At 71.9% G+C, this 24,455-nt stretch carries 29 protein-coding genes; 13 read left to right on the top strand and 16 right to left on the bottom strand.

The annotated features are described in order from the left end of the window. Positions 1-14 precede the first annotated feature (14 nt). The gene (locus JNK12_10170; GenBank protein ID MBL8776289.1) at positions 15-797 is read left to right on the top strand and encodes a hypothetical protein; all 783 of its coding nucleotides are present in this window, start codon (positions 15-17) and stop codon (positions 795-797) included. A gap of 36 nt (positions 798-833) precedes the next feature. On the opposite strand, the gene JNK12_10165 is transcribed toward JNK12_10170, so the two are convergent. Further along, positions 834-1,265, bottom strand: a complete 432-nt coding sequence (locus JNK12_10165; GenBank protein ID MBL8776288.1) for a nitroreductase family deazaflavin-dependent oxidoreductase — start codon at positions 1,263-1,265, stop codon at positions 834-836. A 93-nt stretch (positions 1,266-1,358) separates the two neighbouring features. Between JNK12_10165 and JNK12_10160 the strand changes: the two genes are divergently transcribed. The 6 genes from JNK12_10160 (at position 1,359) to JNK12_10135 (ending at position 6,918) form a co-directional block, all read left to right on the top strand. Beyond that, positions 1,359-1,886, top strand: a complete 528-nt coding sequence (locus JNK12_10160; GenBank protein ID MBL8776287.1) for a DUF1697 domain-containing protein — start codon at positions 1,359-1,361, stop codon at positions 1,884-1,886. A gap of 126 nt (positions 1,887-2,012) precedes the next feature. Further along, complete coding sequence (locus JNK12_10155; protein ID MBL8776286.1) at positions 2,013-2,789, top strand: acetoacetate decarboxylase family protein; 777 nt, start codon at positions 2,013-2,015, stop codon at positions 2,787-2,789. Then, positions 2,782-4,098: an amidohydrolase gene (locus JNK12_10150; GenBank protein MBL8776285.1), complete on the top strand. Its 1,317-nt coding sequence runs from the start codon at positions 2,782-2,784 to the stop codon at positions 4,096-4,098. Before JNK12_10155 ends, JNK12_10150 begins: the two co-directional genes overlap by 8 nt. 106 nt (positions 4,099-4,204) lie before the next feature. Continuing rightward, the gene (locus JNK12_10145; protein ID MBL8776284.1) at positions 4,205-5,101 is read left to right on the top strand and encodes an SDR family NAD(P)-dependent oxidoreductase; all 897 of its coding nucleotides are present in this window, start codon (positions 4,205-4,207) and stop codon (positions 5,099-5,101) included. Next, positions 5,098-6,351 carry an amidohydrolase gene (locus JNK12_10140; protein ID MBL8776283.1) on the top strand — a complete coding sequence of 418 codons (1,254 nt, stop codon included), beginning with the start codon at positions 5,098-5,100 and terminating at the stop codon, positions 6,349-6,351. Before JNK12_10145 ends, JNK12_10140 begins: the two co-directional genes overlap by 4 nt. 57 nt (positions 6,352-6,408) lie before the next feature. Continuing rightward, positions 6,409-6,918 carry an SRPBCC family protein gene (locus JNK12_10135; GenBank protein ID MBL8776282.1) on the top strand — a complete coding sequence of 170 codons (510 nt, stop codon included), beginning with the start codon at positions 6,409-6,411 and terminating at the stop codon, positions 6,916-6,918. A gap of 6 nt (positions 6,919-6,924) precedes the next feature. On the opposite strand, the gene JNK12_10130 is transcribed toward JNK12_10135, so the two are convergent. Then, complete coding sequence (locus JNK12_10130; GenBank protein MBL8776281.1) at positions 6,925-8,013, bottom strand: alcohol dehydrogenase catalytic domain-containing protein; 1,089 nt, start codon at positions 8,011-8,013, stop codon at positions 6,925-6,927. A gap of 39 nt (positions 8,014-8,052) precedes the next feature. Here JNK12_10130 and JNK12_10125 point away from each other — a divergent pair, with 39 nt between their 5' ends. Then, on the top strand, positions 8,053-9,333 hold the full coding sequence (locus tag JNK12_10125) for a hypothetical protein (protein ID MBL8776280.1): 1,281 nt from the start codon (positions 8,053-8,055) through the stop codon (positions 9,331-9,333). A gap of 86 nt (positions 9,334-9,419) precedes the next feature. On the opposite strand, the gene JNK12_10120 is transcribed toward JNK12_10125, so the two are convergent. Then, positions 9,420-10,064: a DsbA family oxidoreductase gene (locus JNK12_10120; protein MBL8776279.1), complete on the bottom strand. Its 645-nt coding sequence runs from the start codon at positions 10,062-10,064 to the stop codon at positions 9,420-9,422. 116 nt (positions 10,065-10,180) lie between these two features. Between JNK12_10120 and JNK12_10115 the strand changes: the two genes are divergently transcribed. Both JNK12_10115 and JNK12_10110 read left to right on the top strand, forming a co-directional pair. Further along, positions 10,181-10,738, top strand: a complete 558-nt coding sequence (locus tag JNK12_10115) for a TIGR03086 family protein (GenBank protein ID MBL8776278.1) — start codon at positions 10,181-10,183, stop codon at positions 10,736-10,738. A 13-nt stretch (positions 10,739-10,751) separates the two neighbouring features. Beyond that, positions 10,752-11,651 (top strand): hypothetical protein, encoded by a 900-nt coding sequence (locus JNK12_10110; protein MBL8776277.1) that lies wholly within the window; start codon positions 10,752-10,754, stop codon positions 11,649-11,651. A gap of 164 nt (positions 11,652-11,815) precedes the next feature. Here JNK12_10110 and JNK12_10105 read toward each other — a convergent pair whose 3' ends face one another. The 13 genes from JNK12_10105 to JNK12_10045 all read right to left on the bottom strand — a co-directional run bounded on the left by JNK12_10105 (position 11,816) and on the right by JNK12_10045 (position 22,821). Then, positions 11,816-12,487, bottom strand: coding sequence for a hypothetical protein (locus JNK12_10105; GenBank protein ID MBL8776276.1), 672 nt, complete (start codon positions 12,485-12,487; stop codon positions 11,816-11,818). 171 nt (positions 12,488-12,658) lie between these two features. Further along, on the bottom strand, positions 12,659-13,675 hold the full coding sequence (locus tag JNK12_10100) for a phosphotransferase (protein MBL8776275.1): 1,017 nt from the start codon (positions 13,673-13,675) through the stop codon (positions 12,659-12,661). Between the two features lie 118 nt (positions 13,676-13,793). After that, positions 13,794-14,069, bottom strand: a complete 276-nt coding sequence (locus tag JNK12_10095; GenBank protein MBL8776274.1) for a hypothetical protein — start codon at positions 14,067-14,069, stop codon at positions 13,794-13,796. Next, on the bottom strand, positions 14,066-14,983 hold the full coding sequence (locus JNK12_10090; protein ID MBL8776273.1) for a phytanoyl-CoA dioxygenase family protein: 918 nt from the start codon (positions 14,981-14,983) through the stop codon (positions 14,066-14,068). Before JNK12_10090 ends, JNK12_10095 begins: the two co-directional genes overlap by 4 nt. Positions 14,984-15,023: 40 nt before the next feature. Continuing rightward, on the bottom strand, positions 15,024-15,893 hold the full coding sequence (locus JNK12_10085) for a hypothetical protein (protein MBL8776272.1): 870 nt from the start codon (positions 15,891-15,893) through the stop codon (positions 15,024-15,026). Between the two features lie 16 nt (positions 15,894-15,909). Then, entirely contained in the window at positions 15,910-16,746 is an 837-nt protein-coding gene (locus tag JNK12_10080) for an ABC transporter permease (protein MBL8776271.1), read from the bottom strand. Next, the gene (locus JNK12_10075) at positions 16,743-17,708 is read right to left on the bottom strand and encodes an ATP-binding cassette domain-containing protein (protein ID MBL8776270.1); all 966 of its coding nucleotides are present in this window, start codon (positions 17,706-17,708) and stop codon (positions 16,743-16,745) included. Before JNK12_10075 ends, JNK12_10080 begins: the two co-directional genes overlap by 4 nt. Positions 17,709-17,779: 71 nt before the next feature. After that, complete coding sequence (locus JNK12_10070; GenBank protein ID MBL8776269.1) at positions 17,780-18,472, bottom strand: crotonase/enoyl-CoA hydratase family protein; 693 nt, start codon at positions 18,470-18,472, stop codon at positions 17,780-17,782. A 40-nt stretch (positions 18,473-18,512) separates the two neighbouring features. After that, positions 18,513-18,962: a hypothetical protein gene (locus JNK12_10065; protein ID MBL8776268.1), complete on the bottom strand. Its 450-nt coding sequence runs from the start codon at positions 18,960-18,962 to the stop codon at positions 18,513-18,515. A 242-nt stretch (positions 18,963-19,204) separates the two neighbouring features. Beyond that, entirely contained in the window at positions 19,205-20,110 is a 906-nt protein-coding gene (locus JNK12_10060; GenBank protein ID MBL8776267.1) for a haloalkane dehalogenase, read from the bottom strand. A gap of 2 nt (positions 20,111-20,112) precedes the next feature. Next, entirely contained in the window at positions 20,113-20,850 is a 738-nt protein-coding gene (locus tag JNK12_10055) for a hypothetical protein (GenBank protein ID MBL8776266.1), read from the bottom strand. Then, positions 20,847-21,662, bottom strand: a complete 816-nt coding sequence (locus JNK12_10050; protein ID MBL8776265.1) for an SDR family NAD(P)-dependent oxidoreductase — start codon at positions 21,660-21,662, stop codon at positions 20,847-20,849. Before JNK12_10050 ends, JNK12_10055 begins: the two co-directional genes overlap by 4 nt. 37 nt (positions 21,663-21,699) lie before the next feature. Continuing rightward, the gene (locus JNK12_10045; protein MBL8776264.1) at positions 21,700-22,821 is read right to left on the bottom strand and encodes a DUF2855 family protein; all 1,122 of its coding nucleotides are present in this window, start codon (positions 22,819-22,821) and stop codon (positions 21,700-21,702) included. A 50-nt stretch (positions 22,822-22,871) separates the two neighbouring features. Here JNK12_10045 and JNK12_10040 point away from each other — a divergent pair, with 50 nt between their 5' ends. From JNK12_10040 to JNK12_10030, 3 genes are all read left to right on the top strand, one after another. Continuing rightward, positions 22,872-23,561, top strand: coding sequence for a hypothetical protein (locus JNK12_10040; GenBank protein ID MBL8776263.1), 690 nt, complete (start codon positions 22,872-22,874; stop codon positions 23,559-23,561). Position 23,562: 1 nt separating this feature from the next. Next, positions 23,563-24,165, top strand: coding sequence for a hypothetical protein (locus JNK12_10035; GenBank protein ID MBL8776262.1), 603 nt, complete (start codon positions 23,563-23,565; stop codon positions 24,163-24,165). Positions 24,166-24,173: 8 nt separating this feature from the next. Next, positions 24,174-24,455: haloalkane dehalogenase (locus JNK12_10030; GenBank protein ID MBL8776261.1), on the top strand; the 282-nt coding region annotated here is incomplete at its 3' end.

The following is a 24,455-nucleotide window of genomic DNA, read 5'->3' as shown; positions in this document are numbered from 1 at the left end:
AGCGTCGGACGGCGATGAGCCAGCCCTTCGCCTCGCCCGACCCCGCCGGCCTCCCGGTCGAGGCCCCGCGTCGGGTCTCGAAGCTCTGGTGGGTCCTGTGCGCGCTGCTGTTCATCGCCGCGTGCGGCCTGGGCATCGGCGGCTGCGCTCAGTTCATCGGCGCGAACACCCCGGACGAGGCGTCCACGTTCGACGTGCCCGGGCGGGGATCGATCCTCGTCGAGGAGACCGGCACCTACCGCATCCGGTACCAGTCGGACCGCTTCACCGAGACGGGGGTGTGCCGGATCGAGCGCCGCCAGACCGGCACCGGGTCCGATCGCCGGACGACGACCGACACCATCTGCGATCCGAGCCTGCTGGCCCTCGAGGGTGAGCCCGTGGTGCGCCCGCCGGGCGGTGGGGACCGTCTGGCCCTCGACAACGGCGACGCCGGCGTGCTGCGCATCAACGACGAGATCACGGTCACGGTGTGGACCTTCGAGGCGGACGAGGTCGGCACCTACCAGGTGGAGTCCGACGCGCCGCTCGGCACCCAGCGCCTGGTGGTCGAGCCCGACGAGTTCGGCCTCGAGGGCCTCCTCCTCGTCCTGCTGGCCGTGCCCGTGTTCCTCGCCGCCGTGGTGCTCCTGATCGTCACCGGGCTCCGCTCCAGCAGCCGCAAGCGCCGACGCAACCAGGCCGCGTTCCAGGCGGCGGCGGCCCACCCGTCTCCGATGGGCACGGCACCGCCTGGCAGCGCCCCACCCGGACCGTCTCCCCCGAGCAGCTACCCGCCGGCGCCGCCGCCGCCCTGAACGGACCGGCACCCCGAGCCGGGGTCGGGCGGTCGTTCAGCCGGCGGGGTGGAGCAGGACGACCGGGATCTCGCGGTCGGTCTTCGTCTGGTAGCCGGCGTAGTTGTCGTGGTCGGCCGTGATCTTCGGCCACAGGCGGGCGCGGGTCTCGGCGTCGGCGATCTCGGCGCGGTAGGGCTTGGCCGGACCTCCCTCCAACGCCACCTGCACGTCGGGGTCGTCGCGCAGGTTGAGGAACCAGGCGGGGTGGGTGTCGTCGCCGCCCCGGGAGGCCACGATCACGACGGTGTCGCCCTCGACCACCGGCGCGGTGAGCATCACCGACCGGGGCTGGCCGGACTTGCGGCCCTTCGTGGTGAGCTCGAGCACCGGCATGCCCAGCAGGTTGTTCCCCACCTTGCCGAACGTGACCGTCCGCACCACCCGGTGCACCGCGTTCATGGCCTTCAGGGCGAAGTCGCTGGGCATCCCCGCACCCTACCGACCCCGCCCCGAGGGCCGCCGGTGCTCCTCGCCCGGTCGGCCCGTCCCAGGACGGATGAGGCGTGGGATCATCACGGCGTGACCACCCAGATCGCATTCCTCCGAGCGGTGAACGTCGGCAAGCGTCGGGTGCCGATGGCCACCGCGGTCTCCGTCCTCGAACGGCTCGGGTTCACCGACGTCTGGTCCTACATCAACAGCGGCAACCTGGTCTTCGACGGGTCCGGGCCCCGAGCGAGCCTCGAGGCGACGATCGGCGCGGCGCTCGAGGAGGAGTTCGGATTCGAGATCACCACCTTCGTCCGCACTGCGGCGGAGATCCGCAAGATCCTCGCCCGCGAACCATTCACCCTGGCCGACGGCGACACCTACTTCATCACCTTCCTCCAGGCCGCCCCTCGGGAGGCGGCCGCCAGGGAGCTCGAGGCCTGTTCGAACGACTACGACACGCTGCTGGTCGAGGGTCGCGACGTGCACTGGCTCATGCACGGGCTGTCGTCGGCGACCACCGTGAGCCAGAAGAAGTGGCGAGTCGTCGGCGACCTCAGCACCAGCCGCAACACCACGATGCTGCGCAAGCTCGTGGCCAAGATCGACGAACGCTGACGAGGGAGCGCGATCGGCTTCGGCGAGCCGTTGGCGAGCTCGCGGACGTGCACGCCGTCTGCCATCTGTAACAGTGTTCAGAGACGCTCCGGCCCGTCGGCCGGGGGTCCGATCGGGGGATCACACATGTCTGTTCGCTACGGGGCCAAGGCGGTGCAGCGCAGTCGGGAGATCGAGGCCACCGCCGCCGAGATCTGGTCGACCGCGGTGACCGCGGTGTGGGAGACCGACCCGGACGCCATCGCCGCGGTGCTGCCCGCGCCGTTGTCGCCGGCAGCGCGCCCACTGGTACGGCTCACGATCACGTCGGTGCAGATGCCCGGCTACCCCACGTTCGGCGCCGGGTGGTTCGGGGTGGCCGCGAAGCACGGCGACGACGAGGGCGAGTACCCGATCTTCATGCCCATGACCACCGAGCAGTCGGTGATGGGCGGGCGGGACCACTACGGCGAGCCCAAGAAGATCGCCGATGTCTGGGCCACGCGCGACGGCGACACCATCGACGCCGGCATCGCCCGCATGGGCTTCACGGTGTGCGAGATCCACGGCACGGTCACCGACGCCCGCGAGCCCTACGAGAAGACCAAGCGGGACTTCTGGTTCAAGGTGTCGCCCTCGGCCGAGACCCCGGGCGAGCTCGACCAGGATCCGCTGCTCGTCTACGGCGAGAAGACCGAGAAGGCCCGGGTGCACGAGACCATCGAGGGCGAGGTCATCCTGAAAGAGGCGCCCCTCGACCCCATCGCCGACCTGGCCATCGTGCGCATGGTCGACCTCAACTGGACCGAGCGGGCATCGACGCAGGTCGGGCGCATCATCGGCCCGGTCCCCCGGGGGAACCTGGTCCCGTTCCTGCACCAGCGCTACGACGACTTCTCGGTGCTGGGAGGCGGCGATGACTGACCCGACCCCCGACGCCGTCATCACCGGTGAGCCGAGCGGCATCCTCGACGCCGCCGGCGGTCGCTACACGATCATCTCGGCCGACTCGCACTGCGGCCTGCCCGCCCCCGACTACCGGGACTACCTCGACCCGGCCTTCCACGCCGACTTCGACCAGTACCTGGCCCAGCAGCAGGCCCAGCGGGACGAGGCCCTGACCCTCAACTACGACTACATCATGGGGTGGGAGACCGAGAACGAGGAGGGTCTCCGCGGCAGCTACGACGCCGCCCAGCGCGACAAGGAACTCGACGCCGACGGCGTGGCCGCCGAGGTCATGTTCGCCGACGCCGACGCCATCACCGGCTTCGCCTCGCCGCCGTTCGGCGCCGGCCTCGGGGCGGGCATGATCGAGCGCCCCGATCTCGCCTTCGCCGGGGCCCGGGCCCACAACCGCTTCCTGGTCGACTTCTGCGCCACCAACCCCGAGCGGCGGGGCGGCGTGGCCCTCGTGCCGGTGGCGTTCGACATCGACGCAGGTGTGGCCGAGGTCGAGCGCCTCGCCGGCGAGCCCGGCATCCGGGGCGTGATGATCCCGACCATGTGGCGGGAGAAGCTCCCCTACAACGACGCCGCCTACGACCCGTTCTGGGCGGCGTGCGAGGAGGCCGGCTTCCCCGTCCACACCCACTCGGGCGAGGCGCCACGCGAGGAGATGGGCGACCACATCGGCATCTACCTGGCCGAGGTGGTCTGGTGGGCCACCCGCCCGATGTGGCATCTGCTGTTCTCGGGGGCGTTCGAGAAGTTCCCCGGCCTCAAGTTCGTGGTCACCGAGGCCGCCGCCTACTGGTCCACCGACATGATGTGGAAGTGGGACCAGTACCTGGGTGGGGGCCACACCACGAAGAAGATGGCCGCCCTCATGAAGGGCAAGATCTCGAAGCTGCCGTCTGACTACTTCGGCGAGAACATCTTCATCGGGGCCTCCACCATGTCCAAGGAGGAGATCCGCCGGCGCCATGTCATCGGCACCGACGTCGTGATGTGGGGGACGGACTACCCGCACCCCGAGGGCACGTGGCCCCACACGCTGGCCAAGCTCCAGTCCGACTTCGCCGACGTCCCCGTGGAGGACACCGCGGCGATGCTCGGCACCACCGCGGCCCGCTGCTACGGCTTCGACCTCGACGCGCTGGCGCCCGTCGCCGAGCGGGTCGGCCCGACGCCGGCGCTGCTGGGCCAGGACACCAGCCGGCGCACCGACCCCGCCGTGGTCGAGTCCGCCCGCTGGTGGAAGGACGAGTACCAGGTGAGGCCGCCGGTATGAGCGGCGTCGACGTCCGTCGGGTCCCGCCCGCTGTCCGTTCTGGCCGCGGATTCTCTGGCGTGACAACAGGTCGCCGCGGCCAGAACGAGGGAATTGGGGGTCGGGCGTGACGATGGAGGAGCTGAGCGGGAAGGTCGCCGTGGTGACGGGCGGCGCCGGCGGGATCGGGCGGGGCATCGTCACCGCCCTGTTGGAGGAGGGCGTGCGGGTCGTCATCGGCGACATCGAGGCGCCCGTGCTCGACGCCGCGGTGGCGGAGCTGCGCGAGCAGTTCCCCGAGGGCTCGGTGCGGGGCGTGCGCACCGACGTGTCCGACGCCGCCTCGTTCGAGGCACTCGCCGCCGACGTGTTCGCCACCGAGGGCGCCTGTCACCTGCTGTTCAACAACGCCGGCGTCACCTCCGGTGGCGGGGGCAAGCCGTGGGAGCAGGAGGCCAACGACTGGCGCTGGTGCTTCAGCGTCAACGTGTTCGGCACCGCCAACGGGGTCATCAGCTTCCTGCCCCGCATGATCGCCTCGGGCGAGCCCGGTCTCGTGGTCAACACGTCGTCGGGCGACGGCGGCATCGCCCCGGTGCCCTACGCCTCGGTGTACGCGTCCAGCAAGGCCGCCGTCTCCTGCCTCACCGAGGCCGTCGCCCACCAGTTGAAGGGCGAGACCGGGGACCGCGTGAGGGCGGCGATCTTCTATCCCGGCGGCGGGCTGCTCGACACCGGCCTGTGGACCGCCCAGCGCAACCGCCCCGCCGAGCTGGCCCGCCAGAAGGAGCGGGCGGCGGCGCCGGGCACCACCTTCGCCGAGTTCAAGGCGCAGCTCGAGGCCGCCGGCCGCCCCGCCGACGTGGTCGACCTCGTCGAGCTCGGGCGCTTCGTGGTCGCCGGCGTGAAGGCCGGCCACTTCATCATCGGCCACGACCTGGACCGCGCCGGCCGGCTCCTGCACGCCCGCGCCGACGCCATCGCAGAGGGCACCCTGCCCCCCAACATGATGGAGATGCTGTGAGCACGACCACCGACACCACCCCCGACGCGCGCCGGTACGCGGTCGTGTCGTCGGACGGGCACGCCGGCGCCGACCTCTACGACTACAAGGCGTACCTGGCGTCGTCGTGGCACGACGACTTCGACGCGTGGGCACCCACCTACGTCAACCCGTACGCCGACCTCCAGGCCCCCACCGCCTACCGCAGCTGGGACTCGGCCCGTCGCCTCGAGGAGACCGAGGCCGACGGCATCGTCGCCGAGGTGCTCTTCCCCAACACCGTCCCGCCGTTCTTCGAGTCGAGCCAGCTCACCGCTCTGCCCCCGACGCCGGCCGACTACGACCGGCGTTGGGCCGGCGTCCAGGCCCACAACCGCTGGCTGGTCGACTTCTGCAAGGAGACCCCCGGCCGCCGTGCCGGCGTGTTCCAGGTGTTCGCCAACGACATCGACGACGCCGTCGCCGAGGTGCGCTGGGCCGCCGATCAGGGCGTCCTCACGGGCGGCGTGCTGTTGCCATCGGTGCCCCCGAACGCCGGCCTGCCCGGCTTCTGGGAGCCCTACTACGACCCGCTCTGGGCGGTCTGCCAGGAGCTCGACCTGCCCATCCAGGTGCACGGCGGCGGCGGCCTGCCCGACTACGGCGAGCACATCGCCGCCCGGGCCATGATGCTGATCGAGCTGCCGTGGTTCGCCCACCGCCCGGTCTGGCACCTGATCTTCGGTGGCGTGCTCGAGCGCTTCCCCGACCTGCGGGTGGTCCTCACCGAGCAGGGCATGGCGTGGCTCCCCCGCGGCCTCGAGACCCTCGACTGGTTCCACCGGCGCATGACCCTGCCCGACTCGGCCGAGTCGCTCTTCTTCGGCGAGGTCGCCGCGGGCATGGCCATGAAGCCGTCGGAGTACTTCGCCCGGAACTTCTGGATGGGGGCCAGCTTCCTGCGCCCGTCCGAGGCACCCATCGCCGGCGACCTCGTCGCCACCGACCGGGTCATGTGGGGCTCGGACTACCCCCACTCGGAGGGCTCGCTCGGCTTCACCACCGAGGCGCTGCGAGCGGCCTTCGGGGGCAAGCCCGAGGCCGAGGCCCGGGCGATGATCGAGACCAACGCCGCGGCGTTCTTCCGCTTCGACCTCGACGCCCTGCGCCCTGTGGCCGACCGCATCGGCCCCACCCCGGCCGAGGTGGCGGCGCCCCTCGCCCCCGCCGACTACCCCAAGGCGTCGACGTGCAACGCCTTCGACACCGCGCAGGTGATGCGAAGCTGGTGAGACCGGCGTTCTCCTGTACGCCACGGTCCAAGATGACGACGTCGACGGGAACGCCCCATGCCTGAATCCTGCGAGAAGGTCGGACTCGACTACTTCGACACCGCCCCGGTTCGCTTCACCGCCAGCGAGACCATCGAGGCCACGCCCGAGCAGGTCTTCGCGGTCTTCCTCGACGCCGAGGCGTGGACGAAGTGGGTGTTCGCCATCACCAGAGTCGAGTGGACCTCGCCGTTCCCCCTCGAGGTCGGCTCGACCCGCACGGTCCACATGCTCGGCGGGTTGGCGGCCTACGAGGAGTTCATCGCCTGGGAGCCGGGGGTGCGCATGGCCTTCCGCTTCAACGAGATGTCGAAGGCCGCCGCGGCGGCGTTCGGCGAGGACTACCAGGTGACCGACCTCGGCGACGGCCGCTGCCGGGTCGACTGGGTGATGGCCATGACCCCGAAGGGGGCCAGTCGCTACACCATGCCCCCACTGAAGCCCGTGATGGGCGCCTTCATCCGCAAGACCCTCGCCAACTTCCGCAAGTACGTCGAGGCCCACCCGCCCGCCATCACCGACAACTGACCTGTCTCAGGGGGCCAGGAGGATCTTGACGTCGTCCTTGGCCGTCTTCAGAGCGTCGAAGCGGGCGGGCAGGTCGTCGAGGCCCACCTGCCCGGTGATGAGGCGATCGCCCGGCAGCGAGCCGTCGTCGAGGGCGGCGACGGTGGCCTCGAAGTCCTGGCGGCGGTAGTAGAAGGCGTAGGCGAGGTCGAGCTCCTTGGCCATGGCCGTCATGGGGACAATGGTGTCGGGCCCCATGCAGACGCCCACGACCACCACCCGGCCATCGACCGCGCAGGCCGCGGCGGCGCCCTCGATCAGGCCGGGCAGGCCGACGCACTCGAACACCACGGACGGGGCCGTCCCGTCGGCACCCTGCACCGGGCCGGCGGTCGGGTCGACGACCGCGTCGACACCCAGGGCGAGAGCGGTCTCGCGTCGGCCTGCGGCCGGGTCGCTGACGGTGACCGAGGCGGCACCGAAGAGCGGCAGCCACAGCGACACCGCCAGCCCCACCGGGCCACCGCCGATCACCAGGGTGTGCCGACCCTCGACCCCGCCGGCGCGCTCGACGGCGTGGCGGGCCACCGACAGCGGCTCGACCAGCGCCCCGAGGGCGGACGTGAGGTTGGCGGGCAGGTCCACCAGATCGTGGGCGGGCAGCGCCACGTACTCGGCGAAGGCACCGGGGCGCTCGACGCCGAGCATGGCCACGGTCGCGCACTTGCGCACGCGTCCGGCCCGGCAGTGGTCGCACTGCCCGCACGACGCCAGCGACAAGCCGGCGGCGAGTCGACCGGGCGCCCATCCGTCCACCTCGGTGCCCACGGCGACGACCTCGCCGGCGAACTCGTGGCCGAGGACCAATCCGGGCAGATCGAAGGCGTCGTGCAGGTGCAGGTCGGACCCGCAGATGCCGCAGTGACCCACGCGCAGCACAACCTCGTGGGGTGCCGGCGTGGGGTCGGGGACGTCGATCACGTCGAGGGGGGCGCCGAGACCCGCCATCACCGCCGCCCGCATCAGCGCCCGCCCCCACGGAGTGAGCACCCAGGGGACGTCGGAGCCGTTCGACCGGCGGCGCAGGCCGGGCGCACGACGGGTCCGTCCGTGCAACTGTCAGACGAGATCGCCATGTCGTAGGTTCTCACAGCCATGGGCGTCGGTCTCGGGGTTCGCACCGGTGCGTTGGCGTTCATGCTGGTGCTGTCCGCTGGAGTGAGCGCGGCCTGCTCGTCCGACGCCGACACAGATGCCGCCGCGGGCGGCCCCGCGACGACGGCCGCCACCCAGGATGGCGTCCGGGTCGACACCCTCGAGCGCGACGGCGACGGCTGGGCCGTGCCCGATCCCTTCCCCGCCGGCGAGCCCGGCGAGGTGATCGCCGTCGGCGAGACCGCTCCGAGCGAGGAGTTCGAGGGCGCCACCCGCACCGACCTGCTCTACCACTCGACCGATCGCACGGGCGCCGACCGGGCCGTCAGCGGCACCCTGATCGTCCCCGACGGCGAGCCGCCCGAGGGTGGGTGGCCGGTGCTCTCCTGGGCCCACGGCACGTCCGGGGTGGCCGACGCCTGCGCCCCGTCGCTGCACCCCAACCTCTTCTACAACGAGTACGCCCAGCAGGTGCGCTGGTTCCTCGAGGCGGGGTACGCCGTCGCCGCCGGCGACTACGTCGGCCTCGGGACCCCGGGCCTGCACTCGTATTCGGTCGGCGAGGACCTCGGGAACGCGGTCGCCGACATCGTGCCTGCGGCGCGCTCGTTGGACGCCGACCTCGCACCGACCTGGTTCGCGGTCGGCCACTCCGAGGGCGGGCAGGCGGCGCTCTTCGCCACCCGGGCCGCGGCGCGCCATCCCGACCTCCACCTCGCCGCCACCGTGGCCATCGCCCCGTCGAGCAACCTGGAGCTCGCCCTGCCCGGCATCGCCCTCGGCGCGGTCCCCGCCGACGTGGCCTACGGCGTCTACTTCCTGGCCGGGCTCAGCACCGTGGACCAGGGCCTCGACGTCGCTTCCCTCCTCGGCCCTGCCGCCCGACCCCACGCCGATCTGCTGCTCGAGTCGGGCTGCCTGCTCGAGGCCCTCGACGCGTTGAGCGACGCTCCGCCCGGTGACCTGTTCGCCATGCCCGACGCCGAGATGCAGCGCCTGTCCGACCTGCTGGCCGAGGTGGGCAACCCCGACCTCGAGCCGACCGAGGGGCCACTCCTCGTGGTCCAGGGCAGCGAGGACCACGACGTCCCCCAGTTCCTCACCGACGACCTGGTGAACAGCCTCGAGGCACAGGACGTCGACGTCACTTACCGCCTCTACGCCGGCGAGGGCCACGACACGGTCCTCGGGCCCAGCGTCTGCGAGACCCTCACCTGGCTGGCCGACCACGGCGGCCCCCCGCCGACCACCTGCGAGCCCGCCCCCACCGACCTCAGCTGACCCCCTTCTTCGGGGTAGGCGTTCCGGTCTCGTGATCGCGACGTGGACCTCACGATCCTGGTCCCGGGACGATCGGCGTGAGGTCGTCAGGCGCCGGCGGTGAGGCGCTCCCGGGCGCGCTGGAGGAGCAGGACCATGGTGTCGACCTCCTGCGCACCCGGGATGGACAACCGGTCCTCGATGACGAAGTTGGGCACGCCGTGGATGTCGCGGTCGCGGGCGGCGTCGAGGTCCGCCTGCACCTCGCCGGCGAAGGCGCCGGCGGCGAGCACCTCGGCGGCCTCGTCGGGGTCCAGGCCGGCCTCGGCCGCCAGCCGCACGAGGGTCTCGTGGTCGGCCACGTTCGCGCCCTCGGTGAAGTAGGCGAGGAAGAGTCGGTCGTAGAGGGCGCCCTGCTCCGCCACGCCGGCGGTGTGGGCCCAGGAGAGCAGGCGGTGGGCGTCGAGGGTGTTGACCCGCAGCGCCAGGTCGAAGCGGTAGTCGATGCCCTCGGGGACGCCCAGGGCGGTGAGGCGCTCGGTCATGCCGTCGAAGGAACCTGGGCCGTACTTGCGGTTGATGGCCTCACGCAGGTCGCCGGGCTCTCGGGAGGTGGACGGATCCAGCTGGAAGGCCCGCCAGTGGATCTCCACCTCCTCCTGCCAGCCGAGTTGGTCGATCGCCCGGTGGAGGCGACGGGCACCCAGGTAGCACCACGGACAGATGACGTCGGACCACACATCGATGCGCACGGCGGGTCCAACCCGGGGCGTGGACGGAGGATTCCCGTCTCGGGCGGCGCTCGTCAGCCTCGCCCGGCGCCCCGTCGTAGGGTGGCGCCCGCACCACGACCCCCGAGGAGCCAGACATGTCGACCCAGCCGCTCGAACAAGCCATCGCCGCCACCCGATCGGTGCTCGCCGGCGTCGCCTCGGACCAGCTCGACGCACCCTCGCCGTGCGCCCAGTGGAAGGTCCGCGACGTCGTGAACCACATCGTCGGCGGCCAGAAGTTCTTCACCACGGCGATGCGCGGCGAGCAGCCCGGCGGCGACGAGGTCGACTACGCCGCCGGCGACTTCCTCGCCAGCTTCGATGACGAGTCCCGCCAGTGCATCGAGGCCTTCCAGGCCGACGGTGCCCTCCAGAAGACGGTCTCGCTGCCCTTCGGCGACATGCCCGGCGCCGCGGTGATGGGCCTCCTGACGACCGACACGTTCACGCACGCATGGGACGTCGCCAAGGCCACCGGCCAGGACACCGACCTCGCGCCCGAGCTCGCCGTACAGCTGCTGGAGACCTCGAAGGTGATGATCCAGCCGGCATTCCGCTCGGAGGAGGGCACCGTGTTCGGCCCCGAGCAGCCCGCCCCCGAAGGAGCCAGCGCGGCCGACCAACTGGCCGCCTTCCTGGGCCGGAAGGTCTGAGGCGCACGCCCCGGTGTCCCCGCCCTCGACCGACGCGACGACCGCCCCCGACTGGCTCGAGCTGAGCCGCCGCGCCGGGAAGGCGTCGCACCGCCTCGTGGGCTGGATCTACTGGGATCCGGAGGCCATCGCCGGCTACGCCGACCTCGGCGTGCCCGACGGCCTGGGTTACTACATCGCGTCACGCGGGGCGCCGCTGGGAGCGGCGGGCAACGACGTCGTGACGGCCGCCTTCTACTCCATCCACCCCGCCTTCGTGGCCGTCTCGCTGGACCTCTGCTGCCAGCACACGACCTTCGCCGAGGCCGCCCGAGTGCGCGACGAGGCCGTGGTGGGCGGCCTGCGCCGCCACGTCCCCGAGCTCTGCGACGGCCTGGCCGAGCTCGCGGAACCGCTGTGGGACGCCGCCGACGCGCTCCCCGTCGCGGGTCGGGCACTGTTCGCCGCCCACCGGGCCTGGCCGCGCCCGGCCGACGATCCGCTGCTGTCGGCGTGGCTGGCGGTCAACTGCGTCCGAGAGTGGCGAGGCGACACCCACTGGGCCATCCAGATCGCCGAGGACCTCACGGGCGACATGGCCGGCGTGCTCGACGGTGCGTGGCGGGCCTACGACGACCATTGGGTGGCCCGCAGCCGCGGCGCCGACGACGACGCCCTCACCGTGGCACTGGCCGAGCTCGAACGCCGGGGCCTCGCCGAGGACGGGGTCGTCAACGCCGACGGCATCGCCTACCGCCAAGGCCTCGAGGACCGCCTCGACCAACTCTGCGCAGCGGCGTGGCAACACCTCGGCGAGGACCGCACCCGGGCCTTCCTCGACCTCGTCGAGCCCGCCGGCCCGACCCTCATGGCCCGCATCGACGCCACCGCCGGCCCCAACTGGATGCCCGCCGGCCGCGACCGCCGCGCCTGACGCACCCCGACCCGACAGCTCCGGGGTCTCTGAAGGGTCGTCAGAGTGACCACGGAGACCGACGATGAGCACCATCGTCCACCGCACCACCCGCGGACTGACACCGCTCATCCGGGTGCAGCCGCGACGACCGCCCAACCGAGTTGCCGTGGAGGCCGAGCCGGTCAGACCCGCCAGAGCCACACGATCCGGTCGACGGTGATGCTGGTGGGATAGGTCGTCGGCTTCCCCGTGGGCAGGTTCTCGGTGTCGACGGCCGCCACGAAGCGCCGCTCGGCCTCTGGGACCGGCGCTTCCAACCGCATCAGGATCTGAGGCGTGGATCTTTCGAAGAGCACCCCGACCAGTTGGCCCGGCATGGTGGCGGCGGCACCCTCGACCGTCCCCAGCGCGTTGTCCTCGGTCGTGCGGTCCAACAGGCTGAAGACCACGAGCGCGTTGTCGGCGGCACCCGTCCACGACACGCCGACGAACTTCACCCCCACGAGGCGAGCGGCCGACGTCGGCGCCCGCGGTGTCAGCCAGTAGCGACCGAACAAGCCGGTGGTACAGGCGACCGTCGGGATCCAGAACGTCCGCGATCCCGTACGATCCCGGTCGACCCGGTCGAAGTCACCGATCGGGTCGTGCGGCGTGTGCGGAGGGGTGACCATGATCGGGAACGGGAAGTCGTCGACGGGCCGACCGCACCGATCCTCGATGGTCCGGGTCACCCGATTCGCATACCCCGGCGAGACCTGCGCACGGGCGGTCGGCGGCACGACCACCAGGCCGACGAAGAGGACCGCGAGGACAACCACCAGAACCCCCCGGACCGGGCGGCGGAGGCGGCGCATCGTGGGACCTTCCTCTCTCCCGGAGAGCGGTTGCTCTGCTCTCCACCGAGATCGTCCTCCCGCCGCGACCTCAGGAGAAGGGTCGAAGGTCCAGGGCCGGGGCCGTGGGCGCCGACGGGACGAGCGCAGCCCCGGTGGGGACCGACCGTCCGTTCTCGCGAGCGCCTGCGGTCAGAGGATTGCGAGGCCTTCCTCGGCGCGGTCGCACCACCAGCCGAGCTCGTCGGCGTCGCCGTAGGCCTTCTCCCAGCCGAACTGCACCAACGTCCCCAGCAGGGCGAGGGGGAGCTGACGGGACCACCAGCCGTCGGTGGCCACGCCGGCGGCCTCCAGCGCCGAGCGGAACTCCTCGATGACGTCCTCCTTCGACCGGTCCGCCGGGATCAGGTCGCGGTTGAGGGCGAGGTACCAGCCGAGCTCGTGGCAGGCCGGGCCGGCGCCCAGGTACACCCAGTCGATGAGCACCACCCGGCCGTCGGCGCCGAGGCCGATGTTGCCGTTCTTCCAGTCACCGTGGAGGAAGCAGGACGGCGTGGCGGCAAGGGCCTCGGCGAGCGGGCCGACGTCGCTCCAAAGCGCCCGCACCCCGTCGGCCACCGGCGCCGGGGCGCCGGCGAAGAAGCGTCGCCACCCCTCGTCGGCGATCTCGGGCACCCGCTCGGGCCACCCCAGCGCCTGCTCGCCGACGAGGGTCGCCTCGGCGAAGAACTCCCATCGCCGGGGATAGGGAAGCAGGTCGAGGTGGTCCTCCCAGCCCCACGTCGCCGCGCACATGGCGGCCATCGCCCCGAGGAAGGCCACGTGCTCGTCCTCGGTGAAGGGACGGTCTCCGGTGGATGCCAGCGAGGCGGACAGATCGCGCATGAGCAGCGCCGTCCCCCAGCCGTTGCGCCCGTCGCCGGCGGCCACCCCCACCACGCCGTGGTCGATCCGGTCCGGAGCGACGTCGTAGAGACCCGCCTCCCACGCACGAAGCGGACGGCAACCGATGTCGCCGGTGGTGCGACCGATGAAGTCGTCGTCGAGGTGCAGGTGCTTCACGAGCATCGGCTCGCCGTCGATCCACACCCGCTCGAACGCGGTGTTCGAGCGCGACGCCGCCGGCGCCCACGACTCGCGGCGGGATGCGCCCGCCAACACCTCGTCCACCGACCCCGCCACCGGGCGGGGCGTCAACACGACCCCCACCCCGTCAGCATGCGCCGATCCGGACGATCCCGCCAGTGCCTTCGCGTGTTCGTCGGATCGGCCGGTGGTGCTCAGGCCGTCATGACGACGAGCCGGCCGAGGCAGAAGCCGCCCGGTCTCAGACCTCGACGAGGCGCTCGAAGAGGAACTCGTGTTGGAGGTAGCTGGTGCGACGCTCGGCCCCGGGCGCCGGCGGTTGCAGCGGCGACGCCTGGAAGAGGCGCCAGCCGTCGCGAAGGGCGTCGACGCCGGTGGCGTAGGGGGCGCTGGGCTTGTCGGCCACCGGTGGGGTCGGCCCGGGCTGGTCGCCGTCGTAGCGGGCCCAGCCGACCACGGCACCGTCCAGCGCGCTCGAGGCCAAGTAGAGGACGAGGACCTGTTGACGAGTGCTCATCGGACCGCGTCTCCCCCGGCCGAGCCCACGCCGGCCGTCGCCGCGTCGAGGCCCTGCCTGCCGCTCGTGCGGGTGAGGTACCAGTCCGAGTCGAACTGGTCGTCACCGGTCAGGTAGCGCCACAGCCGCGAGCGGTTGACCGTCTCGAGGCGGCTGGCGCCGTGCTCGAACCACGGTTGGGGTGCCCGGAACATCGCCGCCGCGGTGCTGTCCTGATAGGTGGCGAAGATGTGGTCGTGGGGGTGGCCGTTCACCTCGTCGAAGTCGGCGAGGTCCCAATGGCGCACCTGGGGCTGGGTCGGGTTCAGACGGATCTTGTACATCCACCGCTGCGAGTCGCCGGCGTTGGCCCGGCCCCGGTGCCAGAGCCCCTGGTGGAACACGGCGACGGTGCCGGCGGGGCCGACGACGTCGCGCTGGCCGACCAGGTTCTGGTACCGGGCGACGTCGAACTCGTTGACCACACGCAGGTGCGAGCCCGGGATGTACCCGGTGCCGCCCTCCCCGGGGCGCACCTCGTGGGGGAACCAGAACAGCTGGACGTCGAAGGCCAGGGTCGTGTCGATGATGGCGTCCTGGTGCAGGTGCTGGTCGACCAGGTCGCCGGGGAGACGCACGTGCACCCAGTCGTGGTCGTAGCGGGGATCGGGGCCGACGAGGCTGGTGAGGATGCCCTGGATCTGGGGCAGACGCAGCATCGCCCCGATGGGCGAGGGCTCGGGGTAGAGGTCGGCGAAGGGCGTGCCGCTGTTCGGCTTGGGGCGGAACATGTCGGCCATGCCGGTCTGGCTGAAGAGCTCGAGCGCGGCCTGGTTGATGTCGTCGGGCACGAGGGCCTCGAAGCGGAGCATCCCGTCGGCCACGAACCGGGCCATCTCCGCGGTGGTCAGCAGGTGCGATCGCTCGTCGGGCACGGCCAGACGCTAACCATCGCGGCGCTGGGCCGCGGCACGATCACACTGCGCCCACCAGGACGTCCGCGAGCACCTCGGCGGTCTCGGGCGCGCGGTCGAGGAAGAGGTCGGGCTCGATCAACTCGAGCTCGATGAGGCGCAGCACGCCCTCGTGGCGCACGAGGTCGATCCGCGCGTACGCCGGCACCTCGTCGAGGGCCGCCAGCACGTGGCGGGCGACGGCTTCGAGCTCATCGTCCAGGTCGATGCGCTCGTCGGTGCCGCCGAAGTTGACCTGCACGCGCCAGTCGCCGGCCTTCGGTCGCTTCCGGACCGCGTGGGTCGGTACCCCCGCCGCCGCCATCACCGACACCTCGCCCTCGGTGGCCACCGAGGCGACGAAGGGCTGGACCAGCACGTCCTCGCCCGCCAGGACGGCGTCGAGGTGGGCTGCCGTCGCCTCCGGCCCCTCTCGGGCCTCGTGCACGGTCAGGCGAGCGGTGGCGCCGATGGCCGGCTTCACCACGACGTCGCCCCAACCGGTGGCGCGGCGGACGTCGTCGAGCGTCACCGGGCTGGAGCGGGCCAGCAACCGCGTGGGCACGATCGGCACGCCTCGGGCCTCGAGGTCGTTGAGGTAGCGCTTGTGCAGGTTCCAGCGGACGGTCGGGGTGGGGTTCGCCACCGCCGCCTCCTGCTCGTCGAGGTGGTCGAGCCACCGCACGAAGCGCTCGGGGTCGTCCACGTAGTCCCAGGTCGCCCGCAGCACCACCGAAGCGCCATGCGGCACGGGACCACCCCACACCACCGGGACCACGGGGCGCCCCCGATGCTCGAGCGCCTCGCGCAGGATCTCGTCGGACGGCGAGAGGCCGCCGGCGAAGTAGCCGTACGCGAGGTCGCTGGTGGCGAAGAGGACCTCGGGGGCCACGACGGCGGTGTGGGCCCTAACGCTCGGTGTTGTAGAGGCGCATGGTGACCGGAGCGAACACCAGGATCAGGCCGGCGCTCCAGAGCAGCACCCACCCGACCTCGGTGCCGACGGGCAGCCCGTGCATCAGGCCGCGGGAGGCGGTGGTGAGGTGGGTGACGGGGTTCACCCGAACGAAGGCCTGCACCCAGCCCGGCATGGTGTCGACCGCCACGAACACGTTGCTGGCGAAGGTGAGCGGGAAGAGGACGGTCATGCTGACCTGGAGCACGGTGTCGGGCTTCTGCACCTTGAGGCCCACCACGGTCCACACCCAAGAGAGGGCGAACGAGAACACCAGGAGCAGCGCCACCGCGGCGACCACGCCGAGCGGGCCGCCGTCGGGACGGAAGCCGAGGATGACGCCCACGGTGATGACCACGACCGAGGCGATCGTGTAGCGGACGGTGTCGGCGAGGAGCATCCCCACCAGCACCGCCGGCCGCCACATCGGCAGCGAACGGAAGCGGTCGAACACGCCCTTGGAGATGTCGGTGTTGAGGGCCTGGCCCGTGTACATCGTGATCCAGGTGACGGTCATGACCAGGATGCCGGGCAGCAGCAACTGGAGATAGGCGCTGGGTGACCCGGCCAACGCGCCTCCGAAGAGGTACGTGTACAGCAGCACGAACATGATCGGGAAGGCGGTCACGTCGAACAGCTGCATGGGGACGTGCTTGATCTTGCGCATGGCGCGCCAGGCGAACGTGAGCGAGGCAGACAGCGCTCCGGGCTGGGACGGGCGGGCGGCGGTGGAGACCGCCGAGCGCAGGGCCGACTCCTCGAGCGGGGTGTCGGTGTCGAGCACGGTCATGCCGCCACCTCCTCGGTGGGCTCGGCCGGATGGCCGGTCAGGGTCAGGAACACCTCGTCGAGGCTGGGCTGGCCGAGCGAGAACTCGTCGAGGGCGACGCCGGCGTGGGACAGGTCGCTCAGCGCATGGGCCACGCGGTCGGGGTCGGCCACCCGAGCGGTGAGGACGGTGGGGTCGCCCCCGTCGACGATGGGGGCGTCGAGCGCCGCGGCCAGCACCCGTGAGGCCTCCTCGCGCAGGGCGGGGTCGTGGAGGCGGACCCGCAGGCTGCCGGTGCCCACCTGCTTCTTCAGCTCGCCGCTGGTGCCCTCGGCGATGACCTTGCCCCGGTCGATGATGGCGATGCGCCCGGCCAGCTCGTCGGCCTCCTCGAGGTGCTGGGTGGTGAGCAGCACGGTGGTGCCCTCCCCCACCAGCACCCGCACGATCTCCCACACCTGGTTGCGGCTGCGGGGGTCGAGGCCGGTGGTGGGCTCGTCGAGGAAGAGGAGCTGCGGGGTGATCACGATGCTGGCGGCGATGTCGAGGCGACGGCGCATGCCGCCCGAGTACTCGCTGGTGAGGCGGTCGCCGGCCTCCGACAAGCCGAAGGCGTCGAGGAGCTCGTCGGCCCGGTCGTCGACGGCCGACTTGGTGAGCCCGAGGATGCGCCCCAGCAGCACCAGGTTCTCGCGACCGGTGAGCTCTTCGTCGACCGAGGCGAACTGACCCGTGAGGCTGACCGATCGCCGCACCGCGTCGGCCTCACGCACGACGTCGTGGCCGAGCACCCGTGCCGACCCCGAGGTGGGCTGCAGCAGGGTGGCGAGCATGCGGATGGTGGTGGTCTTGCCGGCGCCGTTGGGGCCGAGCACACCGAACACCGTGCCCTGCTCGACGGTCAGGTCGATACCGGCGACGGCGTGGGTCTCACCGAAGCTCTTGGCGAGCGCCTCGGTCTCGATGGCGGGGGGAGCGGTCATGGACATGTCGACCCCATACAAGCCCAAGACTCATCGGCGCGCCCGCTGCTTTTCCGGGCGGCAGGGTCACGTCAGCTCGGAAACTCCGCCTCGACCGCGGCTCGGATGGCGGCGAGAGCCTGGCCGCGGGTGCGCTGCTTGGCGATCTGGTGGGCGCTGCGGTCGAGCCCCGCGAGGCGCTCCGCCACCTCGCGCGCCGCTGGGAGGAGCTCGGCGGCCGGCACCACGCGCTCGACGATGCCGGCGGCGACGACGTCCTCCGGCCCGAACACCTCGGCGAGCGGGATGGCCCGGGCGAACGCCGCCGGGCTGAGGCGCTGGCGGCAGATCTCCACCGCGGCGGTGGGGATGGGCAGGCCGATCGCCACCTCGTTGGCCGTGAACTTGTAGGGGCCGTCGGCGGCGAGGCGGTAGTCGCCGGAGAGCAGGAGGAAGAGACCGCCGGCGATGGCGTGGCCGGTCGCGGCCATCACGACGGGGTGGGGGAAGCCGAGGAGGCGCTCGCAGAGCTCGAAACCCGTGCGCACCTGGTCGACGAAGGCGGCGGGGTCGCCGCTGAGCGACAGGTCGTAGCCGGCGGAGAACCGGCCTTCACGCCCGACGAGGAGCACCGCATCGCCCGCGGCCTCGGCGACGTCGAGGCCTCCGTGGATGGCGGCCTGCATGGCCGGCGAGAGGGCGTTCACCTTGCCGTCGTCGAGGGTGAGGGTGGTGACCCCGCCCTCGCTCGTGGTGCGGACCAGGTCGCTCGCTGCCTCGCTCACGCCGGCGAAGCTACCGGACGACCGGACGGCCGGCCTCCGGTCAGGCGGCCTGGCTGCCGGTGAGCTCGACCTCGATGGCGAACGTGGCGCCGCTGCAGCCTTGCGGGGCCGAGGCGTCCATGCTGACCACGTCGGCGAGCACCGCCGGGACGTCGGCGGCGCCGGCGGGGACCAGCACGTCCACCGTCGCGTCGTCGACCTGCACGGCGTCGGTCGGGCAGGCCGTCGTGTCCGGCGTGACCGCGCCACCCTCGAGGAGGGTGAACCGCACCGGATAGGGGTTCGGGTTGTCGATCCGCACGGCCAGGTCGCCGGCGGTGAACCCGGGGTAGAGGTCGGCGTCGGCGGCGCCTCCGCGGACCACGATGGTCTGCGCCGCCCCCGCGGTCACCGAGCCGCCGCCCACGGCGTCCGACGACCATTGGGCCACGGCCACGCCCGCTCCTGCGGTGAGTCCGAGCACCGCCGCTGCTGCCACTCGCTGTCGCATCCGCTGGGTCATGACCGCCTCCCTTCGCCGAGGCACGTCTGACGCTCGATCGGGGATCGGGTGTCGGTGCACCACAGGTATCGACCACCGGGGACGGTGAACGAAGCGCTGGTTGACCGAATTCCCGAAATAGGGCCCTTTGCACTAATTCGACCGGGGCTCGGACGAATCACCCCTGATCGACCCCCCATGTTGGGGAGCGGAGCACGAGCCGAGCGACGGTCGGAGGGCGAACTCCCTGGTCAGGCTCTCGCGAACCCGTCGAGTATTTCGACGAGCGCGTCGGGGGCGTCCTCCTGGATGAAGTGGTTGGCGCCGTCGATCACCTGGTGCGACTGGCCCGCCGCGCCCGGCACCAGGCGCTGGAACTTGCGGTGGGCGCCGGGCTTGTAGGAGATGGCGTCTTCGGAGCCGAACACCGTGAGGAACGGCTTGGTCCATGTCTCGAGGTACGCCCAGGTCTCGACGCACATCGGCACCCCGGGGTTGTCGGGCTGCAACGGGATGAGCAGGGGGAACTGGAGCGGGGAGGCCTGATACGAGCCGTCGGGGAAGGGCGCGTCGTACGCGGCCTGCTCCTCGGGCGACAGCGGCCGGGTCGTGCCGCCGGCGAGCAGCGAGCCCACGGGCAGCTCGTCGACGCCCTGGCTGAAGTCGAGCCACTGTTGCATGAACTCGTTGACGCCCTCGCCGACGGGGATCCCGGTGTTCGAGGCCAGCACCCGGTCGAACCGGTCACCGTGCTCGCGCAGGGCGCAGAGCCCGATGATGCCGCCCCAGTCCTGGCAGAACAGGGTGGCGCTGGTGACGTCCTCGGCCTCGAGCCACTGGCCCACCCAGTCGACGTGGGCGGCCAGGGTGTAGTCGCTTCGGGCCGTCGGCTTGTCCGAGCGGCCCATGCCCATGAGGTCGAGCGCCAGCACTCGGTGGCCCCGATCAGCGAGCCCCCGGATCATGTGGCGGTACAGGTACGACCACGACGGGTTGCCGTGCAGGAGCAGGATCGGCGCGGCGTCACGGGGGCCCTCGTCCACGAAGTGGAAGCGCAGCTCGGTGCCGTCGGCCGCGGTGACCGTCCCGTAGTGCGGGGCGAAGTCCCAGTCGGGCAGACCCTCGAAGCGCTCGTCAGGGGTGCGAAGGACGTCCACGGTCAGGCCTCCCGCTTCGGTGCGTCGTCGGCGGTCTCGATGGACTCGACCAGCCGGTCGTACGGGGCCGTCGGCGTCACCACGACGGCGAAGCCCTCCTCCGTGCCGGCGAGGTCGAGCAGCGCCTCGCCGTCGGCGCCCTCGGCCACGTGGTCGAAGCGGACCTCGTGCCACGTGCGGTCGTCACCGACGATCACGCCCTCCACCGCGAAGCGGCTGAGCGGGGTGATCCCGTCGGGCAGCCGCTCGTCGGCGGGCGCTTCGCCGGGGAAGCGTCGTACCCGCAGCACCACCGTGCCGCCGTCGGGGGTGGCCGCGAGCGGCGCCCCCTCGACCGGCAGGCACGACATCACGATGGTCGCCTCCATGCCCGCCTCCTTGTGGACGTGCTGGTCCTTGAAGTCGTCGCGCTGCTGCATGGCGAAGAACCCGGCGCGGTGCGGGTAGCGCACGATGCCGATGCGGTCCCACGTGGGGCTGCTCCCCCGCTGCTCCACGACGTCGCCGGCGAAGGCGATCATGGCGCCGATCTCCGCCAGCGGGCCGTAGGGCGTGTAGGCGTCGTCGGCCTCGCGGCCGGTGCGGCCCTGGTCCCCGTCGTCGCCGTAGTCCGCCCGCGCCTTGTACTTCATGAGGTTGACGGCCCAGAAGGGGGTGTCGTCCTCGGGAGGCAGCTGGAACCAGCGGCTGATCATCTCGAAGTTCGGGGTGCCGTAGCTCGGCCCTCGACGTTCGCTCATCGGACACCTCTCGGGATGCGGCCGGCCTCGAGGTCGGCGTTGCGGCGCTTGACGCGGTCGAGCGTGGACTGGTGGGTGAGCACCCAGAAGCGGCCGGCCTTCACCGCGTAGGCGACGTCGGCGGCGACGTCGGCCGGATCCATGGCCACGGTCTGCATCCACTGCTCGACCTGGTGGATGTCCACCGGCGGCGGGTCGCCCAGGCCGAGCTCGGCCGGCGCGTTGCGGGTGGACTCGAACACGAGGGTGTCGACCAGCTCGGGGCACAGGCAGGACACGCCGACGCCCGTGCCGTTCAGCTCGAGGGCCAGCGACTCGGACAGCCCCACGACCGCGTACTTGGTGGCGTGGTAGGCGCCGAGGAGCGGCGACGGGGTGAGACCGGCCTCGGAGGCGGTGTTGACGATGTGGCCCTCGCCCTGCTCGACGAAGTGCGGGGCGAAGGCGCTCACGCCGTACGCGACGCCGAGCAGGTTGACCTCGGTGACCCAGCGCCACAGCGCCGGGCTGGTGGACACGTTCGGCCGGGGCGAGCCCACGCCGGCGTTGTTGCACAGGAGGTGGACCGCCCCGAAGCTGGCGATGGCCTGGTCCCGCAGGGCCTCGACCTGGTCAGCGTCGGCGACGTCCATCTCGACCGCGTGCACGGCGGCGCCCGCGGCGGCGAGCTCGTCCGCCACGCCCTTCAGCTTGTCGCCCTCGATGTCGGCCATGACCACCGACATGCCCTCGGCCACGAACCGTTCGCTCATGGCCCGCCCGATGCCCGAGGCCGCTCCGGTCACCACGGCCACTCGTCCGTCCAGCTGCATCTCGTTCGTTCCCTCGTGTCGTCGGTTGGTGGGTCGTTCAGTCGGCGCGGGCCAGGGTGCAGAGGTGGCCGGTGGCGGGGTCGGCCTCGTTGGTCAGCAGCGACCGGTAGGCGGCCTCGACTGCCTCGGGGCCCTCGGCGCGCTCGAAGCGCAGCCAGCCGTCGATCCAGTCGGCGAAGGTGGACCATGCCGCACCCATGCGGGCGTCGAGCTCGTCCTGGCCCCACTCGTGGGACCGCTTGGCCAGCTGGTTCGGGGCGAAGAAGAACTCGGGCGTCGGCCCGGGCAGTCCCTCGGCCGGCGGCGCACCGGCCTGGTGGTCCCAGTGGGTGCCGCCGACGCGCATGCTGTAGGCGAGGGCGTCGCCCAGGTGGGTGTGGACCGCACGGGTGACGTCGTCGTTGCCCGCGATGTCGACGTACACGGCGGGCGCCGGATCGACCTCGGCCACCTCGTCGTACGTCACGACCCGGTCGTAGATGCCCAGGCCCTCGACGAAGGCCTGGTTGCGCTCGGAGGTGAGCCCGATCACCGTCGCCGCCTGGCGCTGGCGGGCGAGGAAGGCGATGCCGATCGACGTCTTGGCCGAGGCGCTGGAGATCCAGAGCTGCTCGGCGCTGTAGTCGTCGTTGTCGTCGAGGAAGTCGTCCACCACGAAGGCGGTGAAGAACAGGGGGTAGAGCAGGAGGTGGTGGCCCTCCCGGTCGGCCCGGTAGGAGGGGTCGGCGTCGACGAAGACGTACCGGTTGTAGGCGGCGGCCATGCCCGACCGGTGGGCGGCGAGGTCGGTGAAGCCGCGCTCGTCGAAGCGCCCCGGGGTGAAGGTGACCTCGGACGACATCGGCAGGTAGCCGAAGACGCGCCGGCCGACGGCCAGCTCGTCGCACCGGCTCTCGACGACCCGGCCGTACCCCCACACCGGGATGCGCCCCCAGGGGGTGCCGTCGGCGCCGGCCGGCGCGGGGAAGAACTCCCAGTAGCGCAGCAGGTCGCCGAAGGCCGCGTAGCTGATGTTGTTGGCCGACAGCGCGAACTGCTCGACCTCGATGCGGGCGGCGCCGTCGGCCAGGGGCGCCGGCGGCTCATCACGTACCTGCACCCGGTCCAGGTGGCTGCGATCGACCTCGAGATCCACGACGCTCCCCCAACGGCTCGGCATCACACGACGAGACAATTGACAAAGGTAGTGACAATACTTAGCCTGTGCAAGTGGAACGAGCCGCAGGCGTCGCCGTCCGCACCGTGGCGCTGACCGTGGTGCTGGCGCTCAGCGCGTGCGGCGGACAGGGGGACGACGTGAGCGATCCGGGGACCGAGGCAGCGGCGGCCGGTGGGCCGTCCACGACCGCCAGCCCGGCGACCAGCGCCCCGTCGCTGACCGCCGACGACATCCCCGTCGCCCACACTCCGGAGGGCGGGTGGCACGGGACCATGCCCGCGCCCGTCCTCGCCGGCTGCACCCAGCCGCTCGTCGACGGGGCCCCCGAGCTGGGTGGCCTCTGGCAGATCGTCGAGGTCGAGTCCGGCGGCGCGGTCGTCCCCGACCACCGGGCCCTCGGCAAGGTGCAGCGCATCGAGCAGTGCGGCGACCGCCTCGTCGTCACCGCCGGCGGGATCATCCACGACATGCGGGTGGACGGCACCGAGGAGAACGGCGTCCACGACGTCGCCGAGATGGACTACGCCACGCCCATCACGGTGGTGGCCACCTACGAGGACGGCGTCCACGTGCTGCGCCCGGTGGGCCTGCCCGTGGAGGTGCGCCGGCGCCGCGACGGCGACCAGCTGGTGTGGGACTACCTCGGCTTCACCGCCCGGCTCGACAAGATCGGCGACGCCGACGCCGACCCGGGTGCCACCATCGACGAGCTCGAAGCGACCGCCCCGGAGGCGAACTGACATGACCGACGCGACCGCCGCCACGACCGCCGCCCCTCCCGCCGACCTGCTGCTCGACAGCCTCCGCCGGCGCATGGCCACCATGCACGGCCTCTACTACCAGGCCGTCGGCTCGATGGGCCTCGAGCACGTCAACCACTTCGAGCGCGAGGGCGTGCTGCCCATCGCGTTCTCGCTGTTCCACTACACGAACATGGAGGACTCCACCTTCATGGTCATCACCGGCGAGATGCCGGTCTGGAACGAGGAGTGGTACGAGCGGGTCAAGCCCACCATCAACGACCACGGCAAGCACCGCACGGTCGAGGAGATGGTCCACCAGCGCCTGGGTGACTGGGAGGCGTTCAAGGAGTACCAGCGCACCGTGTTCGACCGCACCGAGGCGCACCTCGCCGCCATCGACCCCGCCGACCTCACCCGGGTGCTGATCGCCCCGCCGTACCCACCGCAGGTGGCCAGCACCTACAGCGCCCGCTGCGCCGGCCCGCAGGGCATCACCGTGCTCGACGGCTTCGAGTGCTGGCACTACCAGCACGGCCTGCGCCACATGGGCGAGATCGAGCTGGCCCGGGGCCTCGTCGGCCTCGGCGGGATGACGTCGTAGCTCGCCCCATGGCTGGCGTCGACGTCGTGCGCACCCCCGACGAGCGCTTCGCCGGTATCGGCTGGGAGTGGTCGCCCCGGTACTTCGAGCACCCCGACGGCCTGCGCCAGCACTACGTGGACGAGCGGCCCGCCGGCATCGCCGCCGGGGAGGAGCGGGGCACGTTCCTGCTGCTGCACGGCGAGCCCAGCTGGGCCTACCTCTACAAGGACTGGATCGGGCCCCTGGTGGCCGACGGCTACCGGGTGGTCGCCCCCGACCACCTCGGCTTCGGCCGCTCGGACAAGCCC

This window comes from Acidimicrobiales bacterium, assembly GCA_016794585.1.
Lineage (GTDB): Bacteria > Actinomycetota > Acidimicrobiia > Acidimicrobiales > DATDAH01 > JAEUJM01.
This window is presented reverse-complemented; position numbering and strand designations above follow the sequence as displayed.